This is a genomic window from Vibrio sp. Hep-1b-8 (assembly GCF_006124995.1).
GTDB lineage: Bacteria > Pseudomonadota > Gammaproteobacteria > Enterobacterales > Vibrionaceae > Vibrio.
In genome coordinates this window covers 17,451-33,881 of the sequence record NZ_QEWN01000023.1, presented here as the reverse complement: position 1 = coordinate 33,881, position 16,431 = coordinate 17,451, and the positions used below count along the sequence as shown (strand labels likewise).

Annotated in this window: 18 protein-coding genes and 1 pseudogene; 13 read left to right on the top strand and 6 right to left on the bottom strand. The window is 44.6% G+C overall.

Annotated features, from left to right (window positions below):
* From rpoD to rpsU, 4 genes are all read right to left on the bottom strand, one after another.
* Window positions 1-1,634: RNA polymerase sigma factor RpoD (rpoD, locus tag DA100_RS06270; RefSeq protein WP_138971411.1), on the bottom strand; the 1,634-nt coding region annotated here is incomplete at its 3' end.
* 98 nt (window positions 1,635-1,732) lie between these two features.
* The gene (dnaG, locus tag DA100_RS06265; RefSeq protein ID WP_138971410.1) at window positions 1,733-3,523 is read right to left on the bottom strand and encodes a DNA primase; all 1,791 of its coding nucleotides are present in this window, start codon (window positions 3,521-3,523) and stop codon (window positions 1,733-1,735) included.
* A 100-nt stretch (window positions 3,524-3,623) separates the two neighbouring features.
* A complete protein-coding gene (locus tag DA100_RS06260) occupies window positions 3,624-4,067 on the bottom strand; it encodes a GatB/YqeY domain-containing protein (RefSeq protein WP_138971409.1) in 444 nt (147 codons plus the stop codon).
* Between the two features lie 26 nt (window positions 4,068-4,093).
* Window positions 4,094-4,309 (bottom strand): 30S ribosomal protein S21, encoded by a 216-nt coding sequence (gene rpsU / locus DA100_RS06255; RefSeq protein WP_001145625.1) that lies wholly within the window; start codon window positions 4,307-4,309, stop codon window positions 4,094-4,096.
* 229 nt (window positions 4,310-4,538) lie between these two features.
* Between rpsU and tsaD the strand changes: the two genes are divergently transcribed.
* Both tsaD and DA100_RS06245 read left to right on the top strand, forming a co-directional pair.
* Window positions 4,539-5,555 carry a tRNA (adenosine(37)-N6)-threonylcarbamoyltransferase complex transferase subunit TsaD gene (gene tsaD, locus DA100_RS06250; RefSeq protein ID WP_138971408.1) on the top strand — a complete coding sequence of 339 codons (1,017 nt, stop codon included), beginning with the start codon at window positions 4,539-4,541 and terminating at the stop codon, window positions 5,553-5,555.
* Window positions 5,556-5,675: 120 nt separating this feature from the next.
* A complete protein-coding gene (locus tag DA100_RS06245; protein WP_138971407.1) occupies window positions 5,676-6,491 on the top strand; it encodes an alpha/beta fold hydrolase in 816 nt (271 codons plus the stop codon).
* Window positions 6,492-6,521: 30 nt separating this feature from the next.
* Here the strand turns inward: DA100_RS06245 and plsY are convergent, their stop codons facing one another.
* The gene (gene plsY / locus DA100_RS06240) at window positions 6,522-7,133 is read right to left on the bottom strand and encodes a glycerol-3-phosphate 1-O-acyltransferase PlsY (RefSeq protein ID WP_138971406.1); all 612 of its coding nucleotides are present in this window, start codon (window positions 7,131-7,133) and stop codon (window positions 6,522-6,524) included.
* A gap of 153 nt (window positions 7,134-7,286) precedes the next feature.
* On the opposite strand from plsY, the gene folB reads away from it, so the two are divergent.
* The 11 genes and pseudogenes from folB (at window position 7,287) to rpoS (ending at window position 14,976) form a co-directional block, all read left to right on the top strand.
* On the top strand, window positions 7,287-7,640 hold the full coding sequence (gene folB / locus DA100_RS06235) for a bifunctional dihydroneopterin aldolase/7,8-dihydroneopterin epimerase (protein ID WP_138971405.1): 354 nt from the start codon (window positions 7,287-7,289) through the stop codon (window positions 7,638-7,640).
* Window positions 7,637-8,122 (top strand): 2-amino-4-hydroxy-6-hydroxymethyldihydropteridine diphosphokinase, encoded by a 486-nt coding sequence (gene folK, locus DA100_RS06230; RefSeq protein WP_138971404.1) that lies wholly within the window; start codon window positions 7,637-7,639, stop codon window positions 8,120-8,122. Before folB ends, folK begins: the two co-directional genes overlap by 4 nt.
* 18 nt (window positions 8,123-8,140) lie before the next feature.
* Window positions 8,141-8,944, top strand: coding sequence for an undecaprenyl-diphosphate phosphatase (locus DA100_RS06225; protein WP_138971403.1), 804 nt, complete (start codon window positions 8,141-8,143; stop codon window positions 8,942-8,944).
* A 111-nt stretch (window positions 8,945-9,055) separates the two neighbouring features.
* Window positions 9,056-9,334 carry a cell division protein FtsB gene (gene ftsB, locus DA100_RS06220; RefSeq protein ID WP_138971402.1) on the top strand — a complete coding sequence of 93 codons (279 nt, stop codon included), beginning with the start codon at window positions 9,056-9,058 and terminating at the stop codon, window positions 9,332-9,334.
* Entirely contained in the window at window positions 9,335-10,042 is a 708-nt protein-coding gene (gene ispD / locus DA100_RS06215) for a 2-C-methyl-D-erythritol 4-phosphate cytidylyltransferase (protein WP_138971401.1), read from the top strand. It abuts the gene before it with no gap.
* A 3-nt stretch (window positions 10,043-10,045) separates the two neighbouring features.
* Window positions 10,046-10,522 (top strand): 2-C-methyl-D-erythritol 2,4-cyclodiphosphate synthase, encoded by a 477-nt coding sequence (ispF, locus tag DA100_RS06210; protein ID WP_138971400.1) that lies wholly within the window; start codon window positions 10,046-10,048, stop codon window positions 10,520-10,522.
* Window positions 10,523-10,580: 58 nt separating this feature from the next.
* Window positions 10,581-11,627: a tRNA pseudouridine(13) synthase TruD gene (truD, locus tag DA100_RS06205; protein WP_138971399.1), complete on the top strand. Its 1,047-nt coding sequence runs from the start codon at window positions 10,581-10,583 to the stop codon at window positions 11,625-11,627.
* Window positions 11,624-12,382 carry a 5'/3'-nucleotidase SurE gene (surE, locus tag DA100_RS06200; protein ID WP_138971398.1) on the top strand — a complete coding sequence of 253 codons (759 nt, stop codon included), beginning with the start codon at window positions 11,624-11,626 and terminating at the stop codon, window positions 12,380-12,382. The genes truD and surE overlap by 4 nt, the downstream gene beginning before the upstream one ends.
* Window positions 12,383-12,384: 2 nt before the next feature.
* Entirely contained in the window at window positions 12,385-13,011 is a 627-nt protein-coding gene (locus DA100_RS06195; RefSeq protein WP_138971397.1) for a protein-L-isoaspartate(D-aspartate) O-methyltransferase, read from the top strand.
* A 2-nt stretch (window positions 13,012-13,013) separates the two neighbouring features.
* Window positions 13,014-13,925, top strand: coding sequence for a murein hydrolase activator NlpD (gene nlpD, locus DA100_RS06190; protein ID WP_138971396.1), 912 nt, complete (start codon window positions 13,014-13,016; stop codon window positions 13,923-13,925).
* Between the two features lie 71 nt (window positions 13,926-13,996).
* A pseudogene (gene rpoS / locus DA100_RS06185) lies at window positions 13,997-14,976 on the top strand (RNA polymerase sigma factor RpoS).
* A gap of 77 nt (window positions 14,977-15,053) precedes the next feature.
* On the opposite strand, the gene DA100_RS06180 reads toward rpoS, so the two are convergent.
* Window positions 15,054-16,325 carry a CNNM domain-containing protein gene (locus tag DA100_RS06180; RefSeq protein WP_138971395.1) on the bottom strand — a complete coding sequence of 424 codons (1,272 nt, stop codon included), beginning with the start codon at window positions 16,323-16,325 and terminating at the stop codon, window positions 15,054-15,056.
* Window positions 16,326-16,431 lie beyond the last annotated feature (106 nt).

Genomic DNA, 16,431 nt, shown 5'->3' with positions numbered 1-16,431 from the left:
TTTAGACTGGTTGCGGTTGCAGAGTCTAGAGGCAGTTCTAGCGTAGTGTCCTCGATAAAATCACCTAGATGCGAATCTTCGTCGTCACCGATTGGTGTCTCCATAGAGATTGGCTCTTTAGCGATTTTAAGTACTTTACGAATCTTATCTTCAGGCATTTGCATGCGCTCTGCTAGCTCTTCTGGCAGAGGCTCACGGCCCATCTCTTGTAGCATTTGACGAGAGATACGGTTCAGTTTGTTGATGGTTTCAATCATGTGAACCGGAATACGAATTGTACGAGCTTGGTCTGCAATCGAGCGAGTAATTGCCTGACGAATCCACCAAGTGGCGTAAGTTGAGAACTTGTAACCACGACGATATTCGAACTTATCTACTGCTTTCATCAGGCCGATGTTACCTTCTTGGATAAGATCCAAGAATTGTAGGCCGCGGTTGGTGTATTTCTTAGCGATAGAAATAACCAGACGTAAGTTCGCTTCAACCATCTCTTTCTTCGCACGACGAGCTTTCGCTTCACCGATAGACATACGACGGCTGATATCTTTGATGCTTTGAACTGTCAGAGAAGTTTCTTCTTCGATCATTTTCAGTTTTGAAATTGAACGGCGAATATCTTCTTCACTGCGACGAATTTTTTCGGCGTATGGTTTATCAGACGCTAAGATCTCGTCAAGCCATGCATCACTTGATTCATTACCCGTGAATAGCGTGATGAACGATTTCTTCGGCATTTTGCCATACTCAACCGCTGCCTTCATGATAAGACGCTCTTGAGTACGTACACGTTCCATTGAAGTGCGTAGCTCTTCAACTAGGTAGTCGAACTGTTTTGGAGTTAGACGGAACTCTTTGAACACATCTAACACAAGCTCGTGAGCGGCTTGTGCTTTTGAACTTTCACCACCGTATTCATTGCACGCTAGCTGGAAGTTTTGGAAAGTGTTACGTAGCGAAGTAAACTTCTCTAGAGCAAGTTCAGGATCGATACCTGTATCTTCTTCTTCCTCTTCAGAGTCATCACTATCTTCTTCTTCATCTTCCGCGTCTTCGTCTTCAAGCTCAGACTCTGCAAGCTCAGAACCGATGTGTGTGGCAGTTGGTGCTGCTGTTTCATCTGCATCTGGATCAACGAAACCGGTAATAAGGTCGGTCAGACGTAGCTCTTCAGCTTGAACTTTATCAAATTGCTCGAGGATGTATGGGATAGTGCCCGGATACTCTGCCACTGCATTTTGAACTTGGTTAATACCATCTTCAATACGCTTAGCAATATCGATCTCGCCTTCACGAGTCAATAGTTCAACAGTACCCATTTCACGCATGTACATGCGAACAGGATCTGTAGTACGGCCGATCTCATTTTCTACGCTAGATAGCGCAGCCGCTGCGGCTTCTGCCGCATCTTCATCGGTGATTGTATCGTCATCATTCAGTGCAAGATCATCAGCATCAGGAGCAGTTTCTACTACTCGGATGCCCATGTCGTTGATCATTTGAATGATATCTTCGACCTGCTCTGAGTCGACGATTTCTGCTGGCAGGTGGTCGTTTACTTCTGCGTAGGTCAGATAGCCTTGTTCCTTGCCTTTAATGACAAGTTGTTTTAGCTGTGACTGCGGATTTTGATCCATAGACGGTATCCAACTTAGTATCTGGTGAAGGAATTAGTATGCGAGTTGCAAACCACACATCTTAACAAATTAATTGATTGCTGACTATCTGAATAGGGTTACGCTTTTAAATCTAGCATTAACGCTAGTAGCTCCCGTTTCTCTTCGGTTGATAAACCGACGCTTCTTTCTTTGGCCTGCAGATTTTCAATTTGCTTTTCAACACACTGGGCAAGAATTTTGTCCAGCGAGTCTAAAAATATATCTTTTTCGTTGTCTTCGTCGAGGGGGATTTCCCACCCAGCTAGACGTGACAACAATGCCTCATGGCTACTATTTCGCCAGCGCTCAAGTAGCTGGCCCGTAGTTATATTGGGGTGCTGGTGACAATATTCAAGCACTTCGACAAATAAACTTAGACCAGGCACTGTTAGCTCTCTCACAGTTGAGAGATCCGGTACCATATCAGCATAGTTCGGATTTTGAATAAGCAAAGCGATCACTTCACGCATTGGTGTGCGCTTGATCTCTTTATGTGGCTGAGGTATCCGATTTACTGAAACTTGAGAGTTATTCTTGGAATTAATATCTGCAATAGCTTTAATTAATTTATTCTCTTCCCAACCGATTCCTAACCTTCTGGAAAGCTCACTTATTAAATAGTCTTTCAGTGTATTGTCTTTTACTTTGCTGACTATAGTGGAAGCGAGAGTTACAACCCGTAGTTTTCCATCACGGCTGCTGTTATCAACGACAGCTTTAAAAAGTCGATCTAGAATGAAAGCAGGAAGAGAGAGGGCGCGCTGTATTTCTTCTTCAAACCTTTCTTTCCCGTGTCTTCTTATAAATGAATCAGGGTCTTCGCCTTCGTCCAAAAACATAAACTTGATGGTTTTGTTACCACCTAAATATGTAACAGCTTCTTCCATCGCTTTCCACGCTGCGTTCTGTCCTGCTTTATCGCCATCATAACAACAAACAACCTGATTAGTGCTGCGTAGTAGCAACTGCAATTGGTCACCAGTAGTTGCGGTACCAAGGGAAGCAACCGAGTAATCCACACCATACTGGGCCAAAGCAACCACATCCATATAGCCTTCAACCACTAAGATTTGTGGTGGCTCTCGGTATGCCTGCATGACTTCATAAAGGCCGTAAAGCTCTTTGCCTTTATGGAAGATCGGCGTCTCTGGAGAGTTTAGGTATTTAGGTGTGCCGTCGCCAATAACACGGCCACCAAATCCAATCACTCGTCCACGGCGATCTCGAATTGGAAACATCACACGTCCACGAAAACGGTCGTAGCGATTGCCATTATCGTTTTCGATCAGCATACCGCCAGTAACCAACATATCTTGCGTTTGCTGTGTTTGACCAAAATTCTTGCGTACTAAGTCCCATTCATCGGCTATATATCCAATACCAAATTTCTGTACAATTTGGCCGGACAACCCACGATCTTTCAGATAATCAATGGCTATTTTGCTTTTAGGCAGTTTGAGCTGATCACGATAAAACTGAGCAATGCTGCCCATAATGTCGTATAGATTACGCTTTTGTTCTGTATTGGCTCGCGGTTGGTTGGATTGAAAACCACCGCCTTGTCTTTGTTCTCTAGGAACGTCCAATCCGAGGTAAGAGGCGAGTTCTTCAATCGCCTCGACAAACTCTAAGCGTTCATACTCCATCATAAAATCAATGGCATTACCGTGTGCACCACAGCCAAAGCAATGATAGAACTGTTTTTCTTGAGAGACGCTGAAAGACGGCGTTTTTTCGTTGTGGAAAGGGCAGCAAGCGCCGTAGTTTTTGCCTTTTTTCTTAAGTTTTACGCGAGCGTCAACAATGTCGACAATATCGAGTCGAGCGAGGAGGTCATCGATGAAACTACGAGGGATGTGTCCTGCCATAAAACCTTAGAAAAACGCACTAACAAAAAATGAAAGAGTAGATACAAACAAGCCGCGCATTCCGAAGGATAGCACGGCTTGTTGCAATTGATTTGGGAGATTAAGCCAGTTTAGAGCGAACTAAACCACTTACTTTCCCCATATCTGCACGCCCTTGAATTTGAGGTTTAAGAACGCCCATTACTTTACCCATGTCTTGCATGCCCGCAGCACCTGATTCAGTAATCGCATTGTCAACCAATGCTGCTACCTCATCGTCAGTGAGTGGTTGAGGCATAAATTCCTCAAGTACGGTAATTTCAGCTTTCTCTGCATCAGCTAAATCTTGACGATTAGCTGCTTCAAATTGAGCGACAGAGTCGCGACGTTGTTTAACCATTTTAGTCAGAACAGCAAGAATGTCGTCGTCGTTCAGAGTAATCTGTTCGTCTACTTCACGTTGCTTAATTGCTGACAGAGCTAAACGGATAGTGCCAAGGCGCGCTTTGTCCTTGGCTTTCATCGCTAATTTTTGCTCTTCTTTGAGTTTTTCAATCAGAGCCATAACTAGAATCCTTTAGGACTTAGTTATTAGTACAGGCGAACGCGACGAGCGTTTTCGCGAGCAAGCTTCTTAGCGTGACGCTTTTGAGCTGCTGCTTTAGCGCGTTTGCGAACTGTAGTTGGTTTTTCGTAGTGCTCACGACGACGCACTTCAGAAAGGATACCTGCTTTTTCGCAAGAGCGTTTGAAACGACGTAGTGCAACGTCGAACGGTTCGTTTTCACGTACTTTAACTACTGGCATATGCCTTTCACCTCAGGGGTTAATTCGTTAATGCTGACTTCACAGTACCTAACTTAGTCGCTAGGTCTACAATCAGCTTGATCAAAAATGGTGCGGAATTTTAATCCGATCACACTGGCTTTGTAAAGTATTTTGTTGGGTAGAGTTTGCACAAAATTTGTTTGAGAAGCTAAGGCGCGGTAAGATTGCGCCAATTTTGAATTTGAGACAAAGACATCCAGGGTAAACCATGCGCATTATTGGTATCGAAACCTCTTGTGATGAAACGGGAATTGCTATTTATGATGATGAGAAGGGGCTACTTTCTCATCAGCTTTATAGTCAGGTAAAACTTCACGCCGATTACGGTGGTGTCGTTCCTGAACTGGCTTCTCGTGATCACGTTAAGAAAACAATTCCGTTGATCAAGGCCGCTATGGCTGAGGCAAATCTGACTCCAAAAGATATTGACGGCGTTGCTTACACGGCAGGCCCTGGTCTTGTGGGGGCGTTGTTAGTCGGCGCAACAATCGGTCGCAGCCTTGCTTATGCTTGGGGAGTTCCGGCGGTTCCTGTGCATCATATGGAAGGCCACCTACTTGCTCCGATGCTGGAAGATAATCCACCTCCTTTCCCGTTTGTTGCGGTGTTAGTATCGGGTGGACACTCTATGATGGTTGAAGTTAAAGGCATCGGTGAATACAAGATTCTGGGTGAATCGATTGATGATGCAGCAGGTGAAGCGTTCGACAAAACCGCGAAACTGATGGGGCTCGATTATCCTGGAGGTCCACTGCTATCGAAATTGGCCGAAAAAGGCACGCCTGGTCGCTTCAAGTTTCCACGACCAATGACAGATCGTCCGGGTCTAGATATGAGTTTTTCTGGTTTAAAAACTTTTACCGCGAATACCATTGCAGCGAATGGCGATGATGAGCAAACGCGTGCAGATATCGCCCTTGCGTTTGAAGAGGCAGTGTGTGCAACCTTAACTATCAAGTGCAAGCGTGCACTGGAACAAACGGGATTCAAGCGTATCGTAATTGCTGGTGGCGTTAGTGCTAACCGCAGATTACGTGCCGATTTAGAACAGCTTGCGAAGAAAATCGGCGGCGAAGTTTACTACCCTAGAACCGAGTTCTGTACCGACAATGGCGCGATGATCGCTTACGCAGGTATGCAGCGTCTAAAAAATGGTGAAGTCGCCGATCTTTCCGTTCAAGCGGTGCCACGTTGGCCGATCGACCAACTTGAGTCTATTGCATAATCTAACGATGCATAAAAAAGGTCGCCTCATTGGGCGACCTTGCTATATCTAAGCTCCGAGCTCTTCATTACCCAAATAATGATAGGCTGCACTTTGGAAATAATATCTGGAATACAAAAGATGAATAAGTTTGCCATTGATGGCTGTGAAATGGCCTATCAGGATGTAGGTCAAGGACCTGTGATTGTTTTTGGTCACAGCTACTTGTGGGACAGCCAAATGTGGGCTCCGCAGGTTGAGGCATTGAGCCAACACTATCGTTGTATTGTCCCTGAGTTGTGGGCACATGGTGATTCTGACTTTGCTCCTAGTTCAACACGCTCACTGACTGACTACGCTCAGCAAATTCTTGCGTTGATGGATCACCTAGATATTGAAACTTTCTCACTGGTTGGTTTATCGGTTGGGGGAATGTGGGGGACTGAACTTGTCTCACTCGCGCCGCAGCGTGTGAATGCCTTAGTGCTGATGGATACATTTGTTGGCTTGGAGCCTGAAGTTACCCATAAAAAGTATTTTGCGATGCTCGATGCCATCTGTCAGGCACAAACGGTGCCTGCACCGATTGCCGAAGCCGTCACGCCGCTATTTTTTGCCAATAATGTTCAACAAGATAACCCTCAATTGGTGGATCAGTTCGTTCAATCTCTGCTGGCATTGAAAGGTGAGAAAGCTGTAGAGGTCGCACGCGTAGGGCGAATGGTGTTTGGTCGTCGAGATCAGATTGAAGATATTGAGAAGTTTGCTCTGCCGGTGCTGATTGCAGTTGGGCAGGAGGATAAACCTCGCCCAGTGTTAGAGTCTTATCTTATGCACGATTGCATTAGTGGTTCAGAACTCATTCAGATCCCGAGGGCTGGGCATATCTCGAATCTTGAACAGCCGGAGTTTGTCACAGAAATGCTTAAAAATTTCCTAGACAGAATACACGCTTAAAGTTGTTCGCCATCCAAAAATAAAGCCTCGTTATGAGGCTTTATTTAATCCATTCTTCTTTTCACCGACTTTAGGTTCAGTACCTTCCAATAGGCGTTTTATATTCTGATGGTGTCTGAAAATGATCAGACAGCAGAGCATGGCGACTGGCAGAGTATATTGTGGCTTTATCATCCAAGTGTAGAACGGTGCGAGCAATACAGTGACAAGTGCCGCGAGTGAAGAATATCGAAACAAAAAAGCAACACCGATCCACGTAGCAATAATCATCGCGGTCAGATCTAATCCAATAGGAGCGATCGCGCCCAGTGCAGTTGCTACGCCTTTTCCGCCTTTAAAATGGAAGAAAATAGGGTACATATGTCCTAAGCAAGCCGCTATGGCAATCACGCCTAGCATAATGGGATCAATACCTAAAAAGTAACCACCCCAAACGGGTATGGTGCCTTTCAGCATGTCACAGAGTAAGACAGCAACCGCGGCTTTCTTGCCACCGATTCGAAGAACATTCGTTGCGCCCGGGTTGTTCGAACCCACTCCTCGTGGATCCGGCAATCTCAAAATACGACAAATTAAAACCGCACTCGAGATCGAGCCTAGTAGATAGGCTGAAATGATCATAACCAGTGCTAGTGGGGTCATAGTAGAGAACTCGTCCGAAACAGGTGTTAGCCAAGCAAGTAACTGATATCATATCGCGCTTGACGCTCTCAAACTACACATGTACGAGGTTTGAGGCAGAAATTGTACGACTTTTTACCTGATTTGGGTATCCGACCTCTAAGGAAGTAACAGATGGACAAAGTATTTATCGAGCAATTGGAAGTAATTACTACGATCGGTGTATACGACTGGGAGCAAGAGATTAAGCAAAAGTTAGTGCTTGATATTGAAATGGCTCATGACAATCGTCCGGCAGGTAAAAGCGATGATGTTGTTGATGCTCTCGATTATGCTCAGGTGAGTTCCGCCGTTCTATCGTATATTGAAGGTGGACGTTTCCTGCTTGTTGAGCGTGTTGCAGAAGAGATTGCTGAGTTGATTATGACGCGTTTCAATGTGCCTTGGATTAAGATTCGTTTAACCAAACCAGGAGCTGTACCGCAAGCTAAAGGAGTGGGTGTTATCATCGAACGAGGCGTTGCATGATAACCGCTTATGTTGGCATAGGATCGAATATCGATCGACGCAAGCATATTCAAGCGGCGATTGAAGAGCTTAGCGCTCTCGGGCAGGATATTCGTCTTTCGACGATTTTCGAATGCGAAGCCGTTGGTTTTGAAAGCCATGCCTTCTACAACTTAGTGGCAGAGATCAAAACATCACTTACATTGACAGAATTTTCACGTCAATTGAGAGATATTGAGCTGAAATGGGGGCGCGCGGTGGACGCGGGTAAGTTTGAGCCAAGAACGGTCGATCTCGACATTATTTTGTTTGGTGAACAGGTTTCCAGCGAAAAGCCGCAATTACCACGCAGCGATATTTTTAAATATGCTTTTGTTCTCCAGCCTTTGGTAGAGCTTTGTCCACAGCTGGTTGTGCCTCAAGATGGGCGGACGATTGAACAAATCTGGCAGCAGTCCCATTTTGATGTTGTTCTAGAGCCTGTTCCTATGTGGTTTAGCTAATAAAAAGATGAGATTTTAATGAGTTACTTTGAAGCCTTTATTCTGGCTCTAATTCAGGGTTTGACGGAATTCTTGCCCATTTCGAGTTCAGCGCATCTAATTCTACCTTCGGCAATTTTAGGTTGGGAAGATCAAGGCCTGGCTTTTGATGTTGCCGTCCATGTTGGTACGTTAGCCGCGGTGGTGATTTACTTCCGCAATGAAGTTGTTAGTCTTCTTTCTGCTTTCTTTGCCTCCATTTTTAAGGGAGAGCGAAGCAAAGAGTCAAAACTGGCATGGATGATAGTTTTAGCGACGATTCCGGCTTGTGTCTTTGGCCTACTGATGAAGGACTTTATTGAAATCTACTTGCGTAGCGCATGGGTCATTGCGACAACAACCATCGTTTTTGGCTTGCTGCTGTGGTTTGTCGATAAAAATGCCAAGTTAGTGGATGATGAATATAGTGCCGATTGGAAGAAAGCTCTGTTTATCGGTATCAGCCAGGCTTTGGCAATGATCCCTGGAACCTCTCGCTCAGGTGCGACAATTACCGCCGCACTTTATCTCGGATTTACTAGAGAAGCGGCAGCGCGTTTCTCATTTCTAATGTCTATCCCAATTATTCTGCTTGCGGGTGGTTACTTAGGTCTCAAATTAGTAACTAGTGGTGAGCCCATTCATTTCGGCTTCCTGATGACGGGAATCGTTACGTCATTTATTAGTGCATATATTTGTATTCACTTCTTCTTGAAATTAATTTCTCGTATGGGAATGACCCCATTTGTGATTTACCGTTTGCTACTTGGTGTCGGACTTATTGCGTTTTTGACACTGAACTAACGAATTCATTTTCAACATGACCTTAACTAAGACCACATAGCCCAATCTCGCGCCAGCAGCGACATTGTGGTATATATGTGGTCTTGATCTTTCTCTTCTTTGATTAATCATATGCGAATTTTTGCACTGACCTTATGCTTGATTCTTGGCTGGCTACAATTTGAACTGTGGTTTGGCAAAAACGGTATTTCAGATTTTCAAGCCGTGAACGCTGAAACGCAGGTTCAGCATCAAGTGAATAACAATCTTCAAGCTAGAAACAATGAAATGTTCGCAGAAATAGACGATTTACGCCAAGGCCTAGATGCTATCGAAGAACGTGCTAGGCATGAGCTAGGTATGATTAAAGAAGGTGAAACTTTCTATCGTATCGTTGGAGAGAATAATTAAATGACGTTCACCTCTTCACTCTCCATTGTGGCGGTGGTTCCTGCCGCGGGTGTCGGCAGTCGCATGCAGGCAGATCGTCCAAAGCAGTATCTTAAAATATCAGGAAAAACCATTCTCGAGCATACTGTTGAGAAGCTCTTAACTCACACATTAGTCGACAAAGTTATTGTCGCCATCAGTGATGATGACCCATATTTTCCTCAACTCAATTTGGCGAATAATCCAGAGGTGATAAGAGTCTCTGGAGGCAAGGAAAGAGCGGACTCTGTGCTATCAGCCCTTGATTACATCGAGAGTAATCAGTTAGCACAGTGGGCAATGGTTCACGATGCGGCGAGACCTTGTGTTGACCTAAATGACATCGATAATCTGATTAAGGTAGCGATTACCAATCAACTCGGTGGCATTCTTGCTACGCCAGTCAGAGATACGATGAAACGAGCGAATGCTCAACAAAATATCGACCACACCGTTGATAGGGAAGCATTGTGGCATGCATTAACACCACAACTTTTTAAAACTCAACCGCTTAGATATGCTTTGTCGCAAGCACTAGACCAAGGGGGCCCAATTACTGACGAAGCGTCTGCTATTGAATGGCTTGGGGAGAAGCCAGCTTTGGTTCATGGCCGAGCTGACAATATAAAAATAACTCAACCTGAAGATTTAGCGTTAGCCGAGTTTTATCTGACGAGAAATAAAGGATAACTCATGATTCGAATTGGCCACGGCTTTGATGTACATAAATTTGGTGGAGAAGGTCCCGTTGCTATTGGCGGTGTCGAGGTCCCCTATGAACAAGGGTTGATTGCTCATTCCGATGGTGATGTGGCTTTACATGCTTTATGTGATGCATTGCTTGGTGCGATTGCTGCTGGGGACATTGGTCGACACTTTCCAGATACGGATGACAAATGGAAAGGCGCCAACAGTCGAGATTTGCTGCGTGATGTGTACCGGAGAGTACGTCAGCAAGGCTATATTTTAGGTAATGTGGATATTACGATTATTGCCCAAGCCCCTAAAATGGCGCCTTATATCGACGCTATGTGTCAAGTTATAGCCCAAGACCTTGAGACCGATTTGACTAATATTAATGTCAAGGCAACAACGACAGAACGCCTTGGTTTTACTGGGCGAAAAGAAGGCATCGCAACTGAAGCAGTTGTGTTGCTTGTTAAAGAATAACAAAGCTTATTGAACGTGGGGATGCGACAGCAATCCTTCGTTCAGTATGGAAAATACTATGTCTGATATTCTATCTTCATTGGCGTACTTAAATGGTAAGCCAACGTCTAAAGGTAAGCTAAAAGCCAAACCAGAACATTTCCAAGTTAATGAAGATCTTGGTTTTGAGTTTACTGGCAGTGGTGAGCATCTAATGGTGCGCATCCGTAAAAGCGGGGAAAACACCAGCTTTGTCGCTAACGAGTTGGCAAAGGTATGTGGTGTAAAATCTAAGGATGTCAGTTGGGCTGGTCTAAAAGATCGCCATGCTGTTACAGAGCAGTGGTTGAGCATTCATCTACCTAAAGGTGATACACCTGACTTCTCTTCGTTCCTTGCTCAATATCCGAACATAGAGATATTGGCGACAGATAGACATAACAAGAAGTTACGTCCAGGCGATCTGGTTGGGAACCAATTTGTTATCACTCTCTCGGAAGTCACCGATGTCGCTGATGTTTTACAGCGCCTAGAAGCGGTGAGTAAAGTCGGTGTGCCAAATTATTTTGGTAGTCAGCGTTTTGGTAATCAAGGCAACAACCTTAGCGAGGCAAGACGCTGGGGACGTGAAAATGTTCGCACGCGCAACCAAAACAAACGCAGTATGTACCTTTCTGCGGCACGTTCATGGATTTTTAACCGCATTGTTTCTGAGCGGATTGAAAAAGGTCTATTCACGCAAGCTGTCGATGGTGATTTGATCCTACAAGATAAAGCATTACAAACCGTTGAACTTGACAGCTTAGATCAAGTCAATAGCCAGTTGATGCAAGGGGATGTCCAGCTTACAGCGGCTTTGGCCGGTGACAATGAACTGCCTACCAATAATCAGGCTTTAACGCTTGAGCAACCTCATTTAGATGCGGAACCCGATCTGATGGCATTGATTCGTGGTAATAGAATGCGCCATGATCGTCGTGAAATTGGCTTGATGCCTCAAGATCTGAGTTGGGAAGTCGAGGGAGATAATGTAACGCTAACCTTCTCTCTGGACGCTGGTTGTTTCGCGACAGCGATTATTCGAGAACTCATTGAAGAGATCGAAGTGGAGCGCCAATACCAATGAGCGATAGACGTCTGAGAATATTGCTCAGTAACGATGATGGAGTGCATGCGGAAGGCATTCATACTCTGGCAGATGCGCTACGCGATATGGCAGAGGTGACGATTGTTGCCCCTGACCGTAACCGTTCAGGAGCTTCCAACTCTCTGACGTTAGAGCAGCCTTTGCGAGTGAATCAAATAGCTCCACAGGTCTATTCTGTGCAAGGTACGCCGACGGATTGTGTTCATTTTGCTCTCAACGAATTGATGAAAGATCAACTGCCTGATCTTGTTTTAACGGGCATTAATCATGGTGCGAACCTTGGTGATGATGTGCTCTATTCAGGCACGGTTGCGGCAGCGATGGAAGGTCATTTTCTTGGTGTCCAAGCCATTGCTTTCTCTTTAGTTGGCAAACATCATTTTGGAACTGCCGCCAATATTGCGCGTCAAATGGTTGCTCAGCATGCTCGATCACCGATCCCAACGAACCGTTTACTGAATGTTAATGTTCCTGATGTGAAGCCTGAACAGCTGAAAGGCACTGTGGTGACTCGACTTGGTGCGCGCCATCACGCAGAAGCAATGATTAAGCAGAAAGATCCGCGTGGTCATGATATTTATTGGCTTGGTCCTCCAGGCAAAGAACAAGATGCGGGTGAAGGTACCGACTTTTTTGCCATTGAACGCGGTTACGTGTCCATCACTCCGCTTCAAGTCGATCTTACGGCCCATGAGTCTCTTGCGAGTATGGATAATTGGTTAAAGGATAAGTAACAATGGTCAATCCACATGCTGACAGATTAATCGACTTTCTTGTCGCGAGTGGCATACAAGATAAAAAGGTACTTGATGCTATTTATCGCCTTCCTAGAGAGCAATTTGTCTCTCAAGCGATGATGCACCAAGCCTATGATAATAACGCGTTGCCTATTGGTCAGGGACAGACAATTTCACAGCCCTACATTGTCGCTAAAATGACAGAAATGTTAGAGCTAAGCAGAGACAGTCGTGTTCTTGAGATAGGAACGGGGTCGGGTTATCAGACTGCGGTGTTAGCGCAGCTTGTCGATCATGTTTACTCTATCGAACGTATTAAAGCATTGCAGTGGGAAGCGAAAAGGCGCCTTAAACAGTTAGATATATATAATGTATCGACTAAGCATGGCGATGGTTGGCAAGGCTGGCCAGCTAAGGGACCGTTTGATGCCATTATCGTCACAGCGGCAGCCGAATCGGTGCCCTCTGCATTACTAGAGCAACTGAATAATAAAGGTATTATGGTTATCCCGGTTGGAACAGAAGAGCAGCAACTGTTAAAGATCACTCGCCAAGATGATCAATTCAGTTCAGAGATCATTGAGATGGTGCGTTTTGTTCCTTTAGTCGCGGGTGACCTCGCATAGTAATGAAGCGTTGTATCGTCTTACTTCTCATTCTTGGATTAAGCAGTATGTTATTTGGATGTGCTGCTCATTCGCCTGCACCAGTAGCTGGTCTTCAAAAAGACTATGGCTCTGTTTCTCGTGGCAGTTATCGAGGCAGTTACTATCAGGTAGAAAAAGGCGACACGCTATATTTCATTGCTTATGTTACTGATAAGGATGTTAATGAGATAATTAGCTACAACTCATTAAAAGCGCCTTACACGATTTACCCTGGTCAGAAGCTTAAGTTATGGCAACCTGCATACAATGCTCCAGCCTATGGTGGTACAGGTGCTGGAGCTGCAATCGCGGTTGCAGCAGTACCGTCGAAACCACAAACGAGTACAGTGTCGAGTAAAAACTCGAATCAAAAGGTTACTCCAAGTAGTACAAAAAACAATCAAACACAGGTTAAAAAAGATCCTCCTAAGAAGGTTGATCAATCGAAATCAAAGGAGTATGTTGGTTCTAACGACAAACAAAAAGTGACCAACACAGCCAGTAAATCAACTTCAAACAACAACAAAATTTCCAAGTGGTTATGGCCAACAAAAGGGAGAGTAATCAAAAACTTCTCTGCTGGAGATCAAGGGAACAAAGGTATTGATATCGCAGGACAGCGTGGTCAATCTATCGTATCAACAGCAGGTGGCACCGTCGTTTATTCAGGCAATGCGCTACGCGGTTACGGTAATCTCGTGATTATTAAACATAACGACAATTACCTCAGTGCATATGCACATAATGATCGGTTGCTAGTACACGAAGGACAGAGTGTAAAAGCAGGCCAAAAGATTGCAACAATGGGCAGCTCCGGAGCCAGTAGTGTTCGTTTGCACTTTGAAATTCGCTATCAAGGTAAGTCAGTCAATCCAAAACGCTACTTACCATAAAATTTACTATTAGAGTAAAATAGCGACATTAGACGTAGTAATGTCTTGCTAGCTCGCCAAGGGGAGGCGCTATGAGTATCAGCAATACAGCAACGAAAGTCGAACCATTCGAAGTTAGTGACGAAACGATGGATACGTTTCAAACTACCGAATCCACTAAATTAGATTTAACTGAGGACTCCAAAGAAGAGTTTGATGCATCAAGCAAAAGCTTAGATGCGACACAGCTTTACTTAGGCGAAATTGGCTTTTCTCCACTACTCACAGCAGAAGAAGAAGTTCTATACGCGAGGCGCTCTCTTCGTGGCGATGAGGCCGCACGTAAACGCATGATAGAAAGTAATCTGCGTCTAGTTGTAAAAATTTCCCGACGTTACAGCAATCGTGGCCTTGCTCTATTAGATCTTATCGAAGAGGGTAATCTTGGTTTGATCCGAGCGGTTGAGAAATTTGATCCAGAACGTGGATTTAGATTCTCTACTTATGCTACTTGGTGGATCCGCCAAACCATTGAACGTGCTTTGATGAATCAAACTCGCACTATCCGTTTACCTATCCATGTTGTCAAAGAGCTAAACATCTATCTGCGCACAGCGCGTGAACTATCACAGAAACTCGATCACGAACCAACCGCTGAAGAGATTGCAATACAACTCGATAAGCCAGTTGATGATGTCAGTAAGATGCTGCGTTTGAATGAGCGTATAAGCTCGGTTGATACACCGATCAGTGGGGATGGCGAAAAAGCCTTGCTGGATATCATTCCTGATATTAACAATTCTGACCCTGAAGTTTCGACGCAGGATGATGATATCAAGAGCTCGCTTATTCATTGGTTAGATGAACTGAATCCTAAGCAGAAAGAAGTGCTAGCGCGTCGTTTCGGCTTACTAGGCATGAGCCTTCAACGCTCGAAGAAGTAGGACGTGAGATTAATCTAACTCGCGAGCGAGTGCGCCAAATTCAGGTAGAAGGCCTACGTCGATTAAGAGAAATTCTTATCAAGCAAGGTCTGAATATGGAAAACTTATTCAGTGTTACTGAAGACTAACGTTTTCCTCTGAGTATTAAAAAGCCTTGGTCAGTCCAAGGCTTTTTTGATCTTGAATGTGGTTCAATGAAATCGATTTATTTCGACTTCAGTTTTGGAAAGACTTTTACCTGCTTGATGCGGTTCTCTTCCAACTCGACGATCTCCATCGGGTGTCCAGATACTTGCACGCTGAGGTGACTTTCTGGGATATCTTCTAAATGCTCAAGGATTAGACCGTTTAAGGTTCTAGGTCCATCAGTCGGTAGAGACCACTTAAGTCCTTTATTGATATCTCGGATATTGGCGCTGCCCTCAATCAGGAAGCTACCATCACCTTGTGGGCTGATCTCATCAGACAGACTTGGTGCAATAGAGGTGGTAAATTCCCCTACGATCTCTTCAAGAATGTCTTCTAAGGTAATCAAGCCGATAATATCGCCATATTCGTCGACAATTAAACCGATGCGCTCTTTATTGCGTTGGAACTTGAGTAATTGGACATTGAGAGGCGTACTTTCTGGAATAAAGTAGACTTCATCCGCCGCACGCAAAAGTGTCTCTTTCGTCGACTCATTTTTTTCCAACATCAGGCGGTAAGACTCACGTAAACGTAACATACCCACCACTTCATCTATCTTATCGCGATATAGAACAACTCGACCATGCGGAGAGTGGGTTAACTGACGTACGATAGATTTCCAGTCATCGTTGATATCAATACCGGTAATCTCATTGCGAGGTACCATAATGTCGTTAACGGTGACATGCTCGAGGTCGAGAATCGATATCAGCATGTCTTGGTGGCGGCGAGGGATTAAACTGCCGGCTTCATTTACAACGGTTCTTAATTCTTCAGAGCTCAGCGGATCTTCGGCACCGTGGTTTGCCTTTATGCCAAGTAAGCGGATAAAACCATTGGTGATAAAATTGACCAGTAAAACAAGAGGTGACAGCACCTTCATTAGAATCGTGAGTAAGATACTACTAGCGTAAGAAACCTTTTCGGGATACAGAGCTGCAAGGGTTTTTGGGGTCACTTCTGCGAAGACGAGTATGACTAGGGTGAGGGCACCGGTCGCAATAGCGACGCCTAAATCCCCAAATAAACGCATACCGAGAATAGTGGCAATCGCTGAGGCAAGAATATTTACTAGGTTATTGCCGATTAAGATTAAACCAATCAGTCGATCAGGGCGATCAAGCAGTTTTTCTACGCGTTTAGCACCTTTATGACCATGGTTGGCAAGGTGTTTGAGTCGGTAGCGGTTTAGAGACATCATCCCTGTCTCTGAACCTGAAAAATATCCTGAAATAACAATAAGACACGCGAGTAGCGCAAATAAGATACCCGTTGATATGTCGTCCAAAGCTTATCTTTTCCTTGTTATGTTTGGTTAATTTATGACCTAGTTTGTCAGTGAAGTCAATTTCAAAAAAAGAACTGAACATTGTAAAAGAAAGGTGCATCAGATG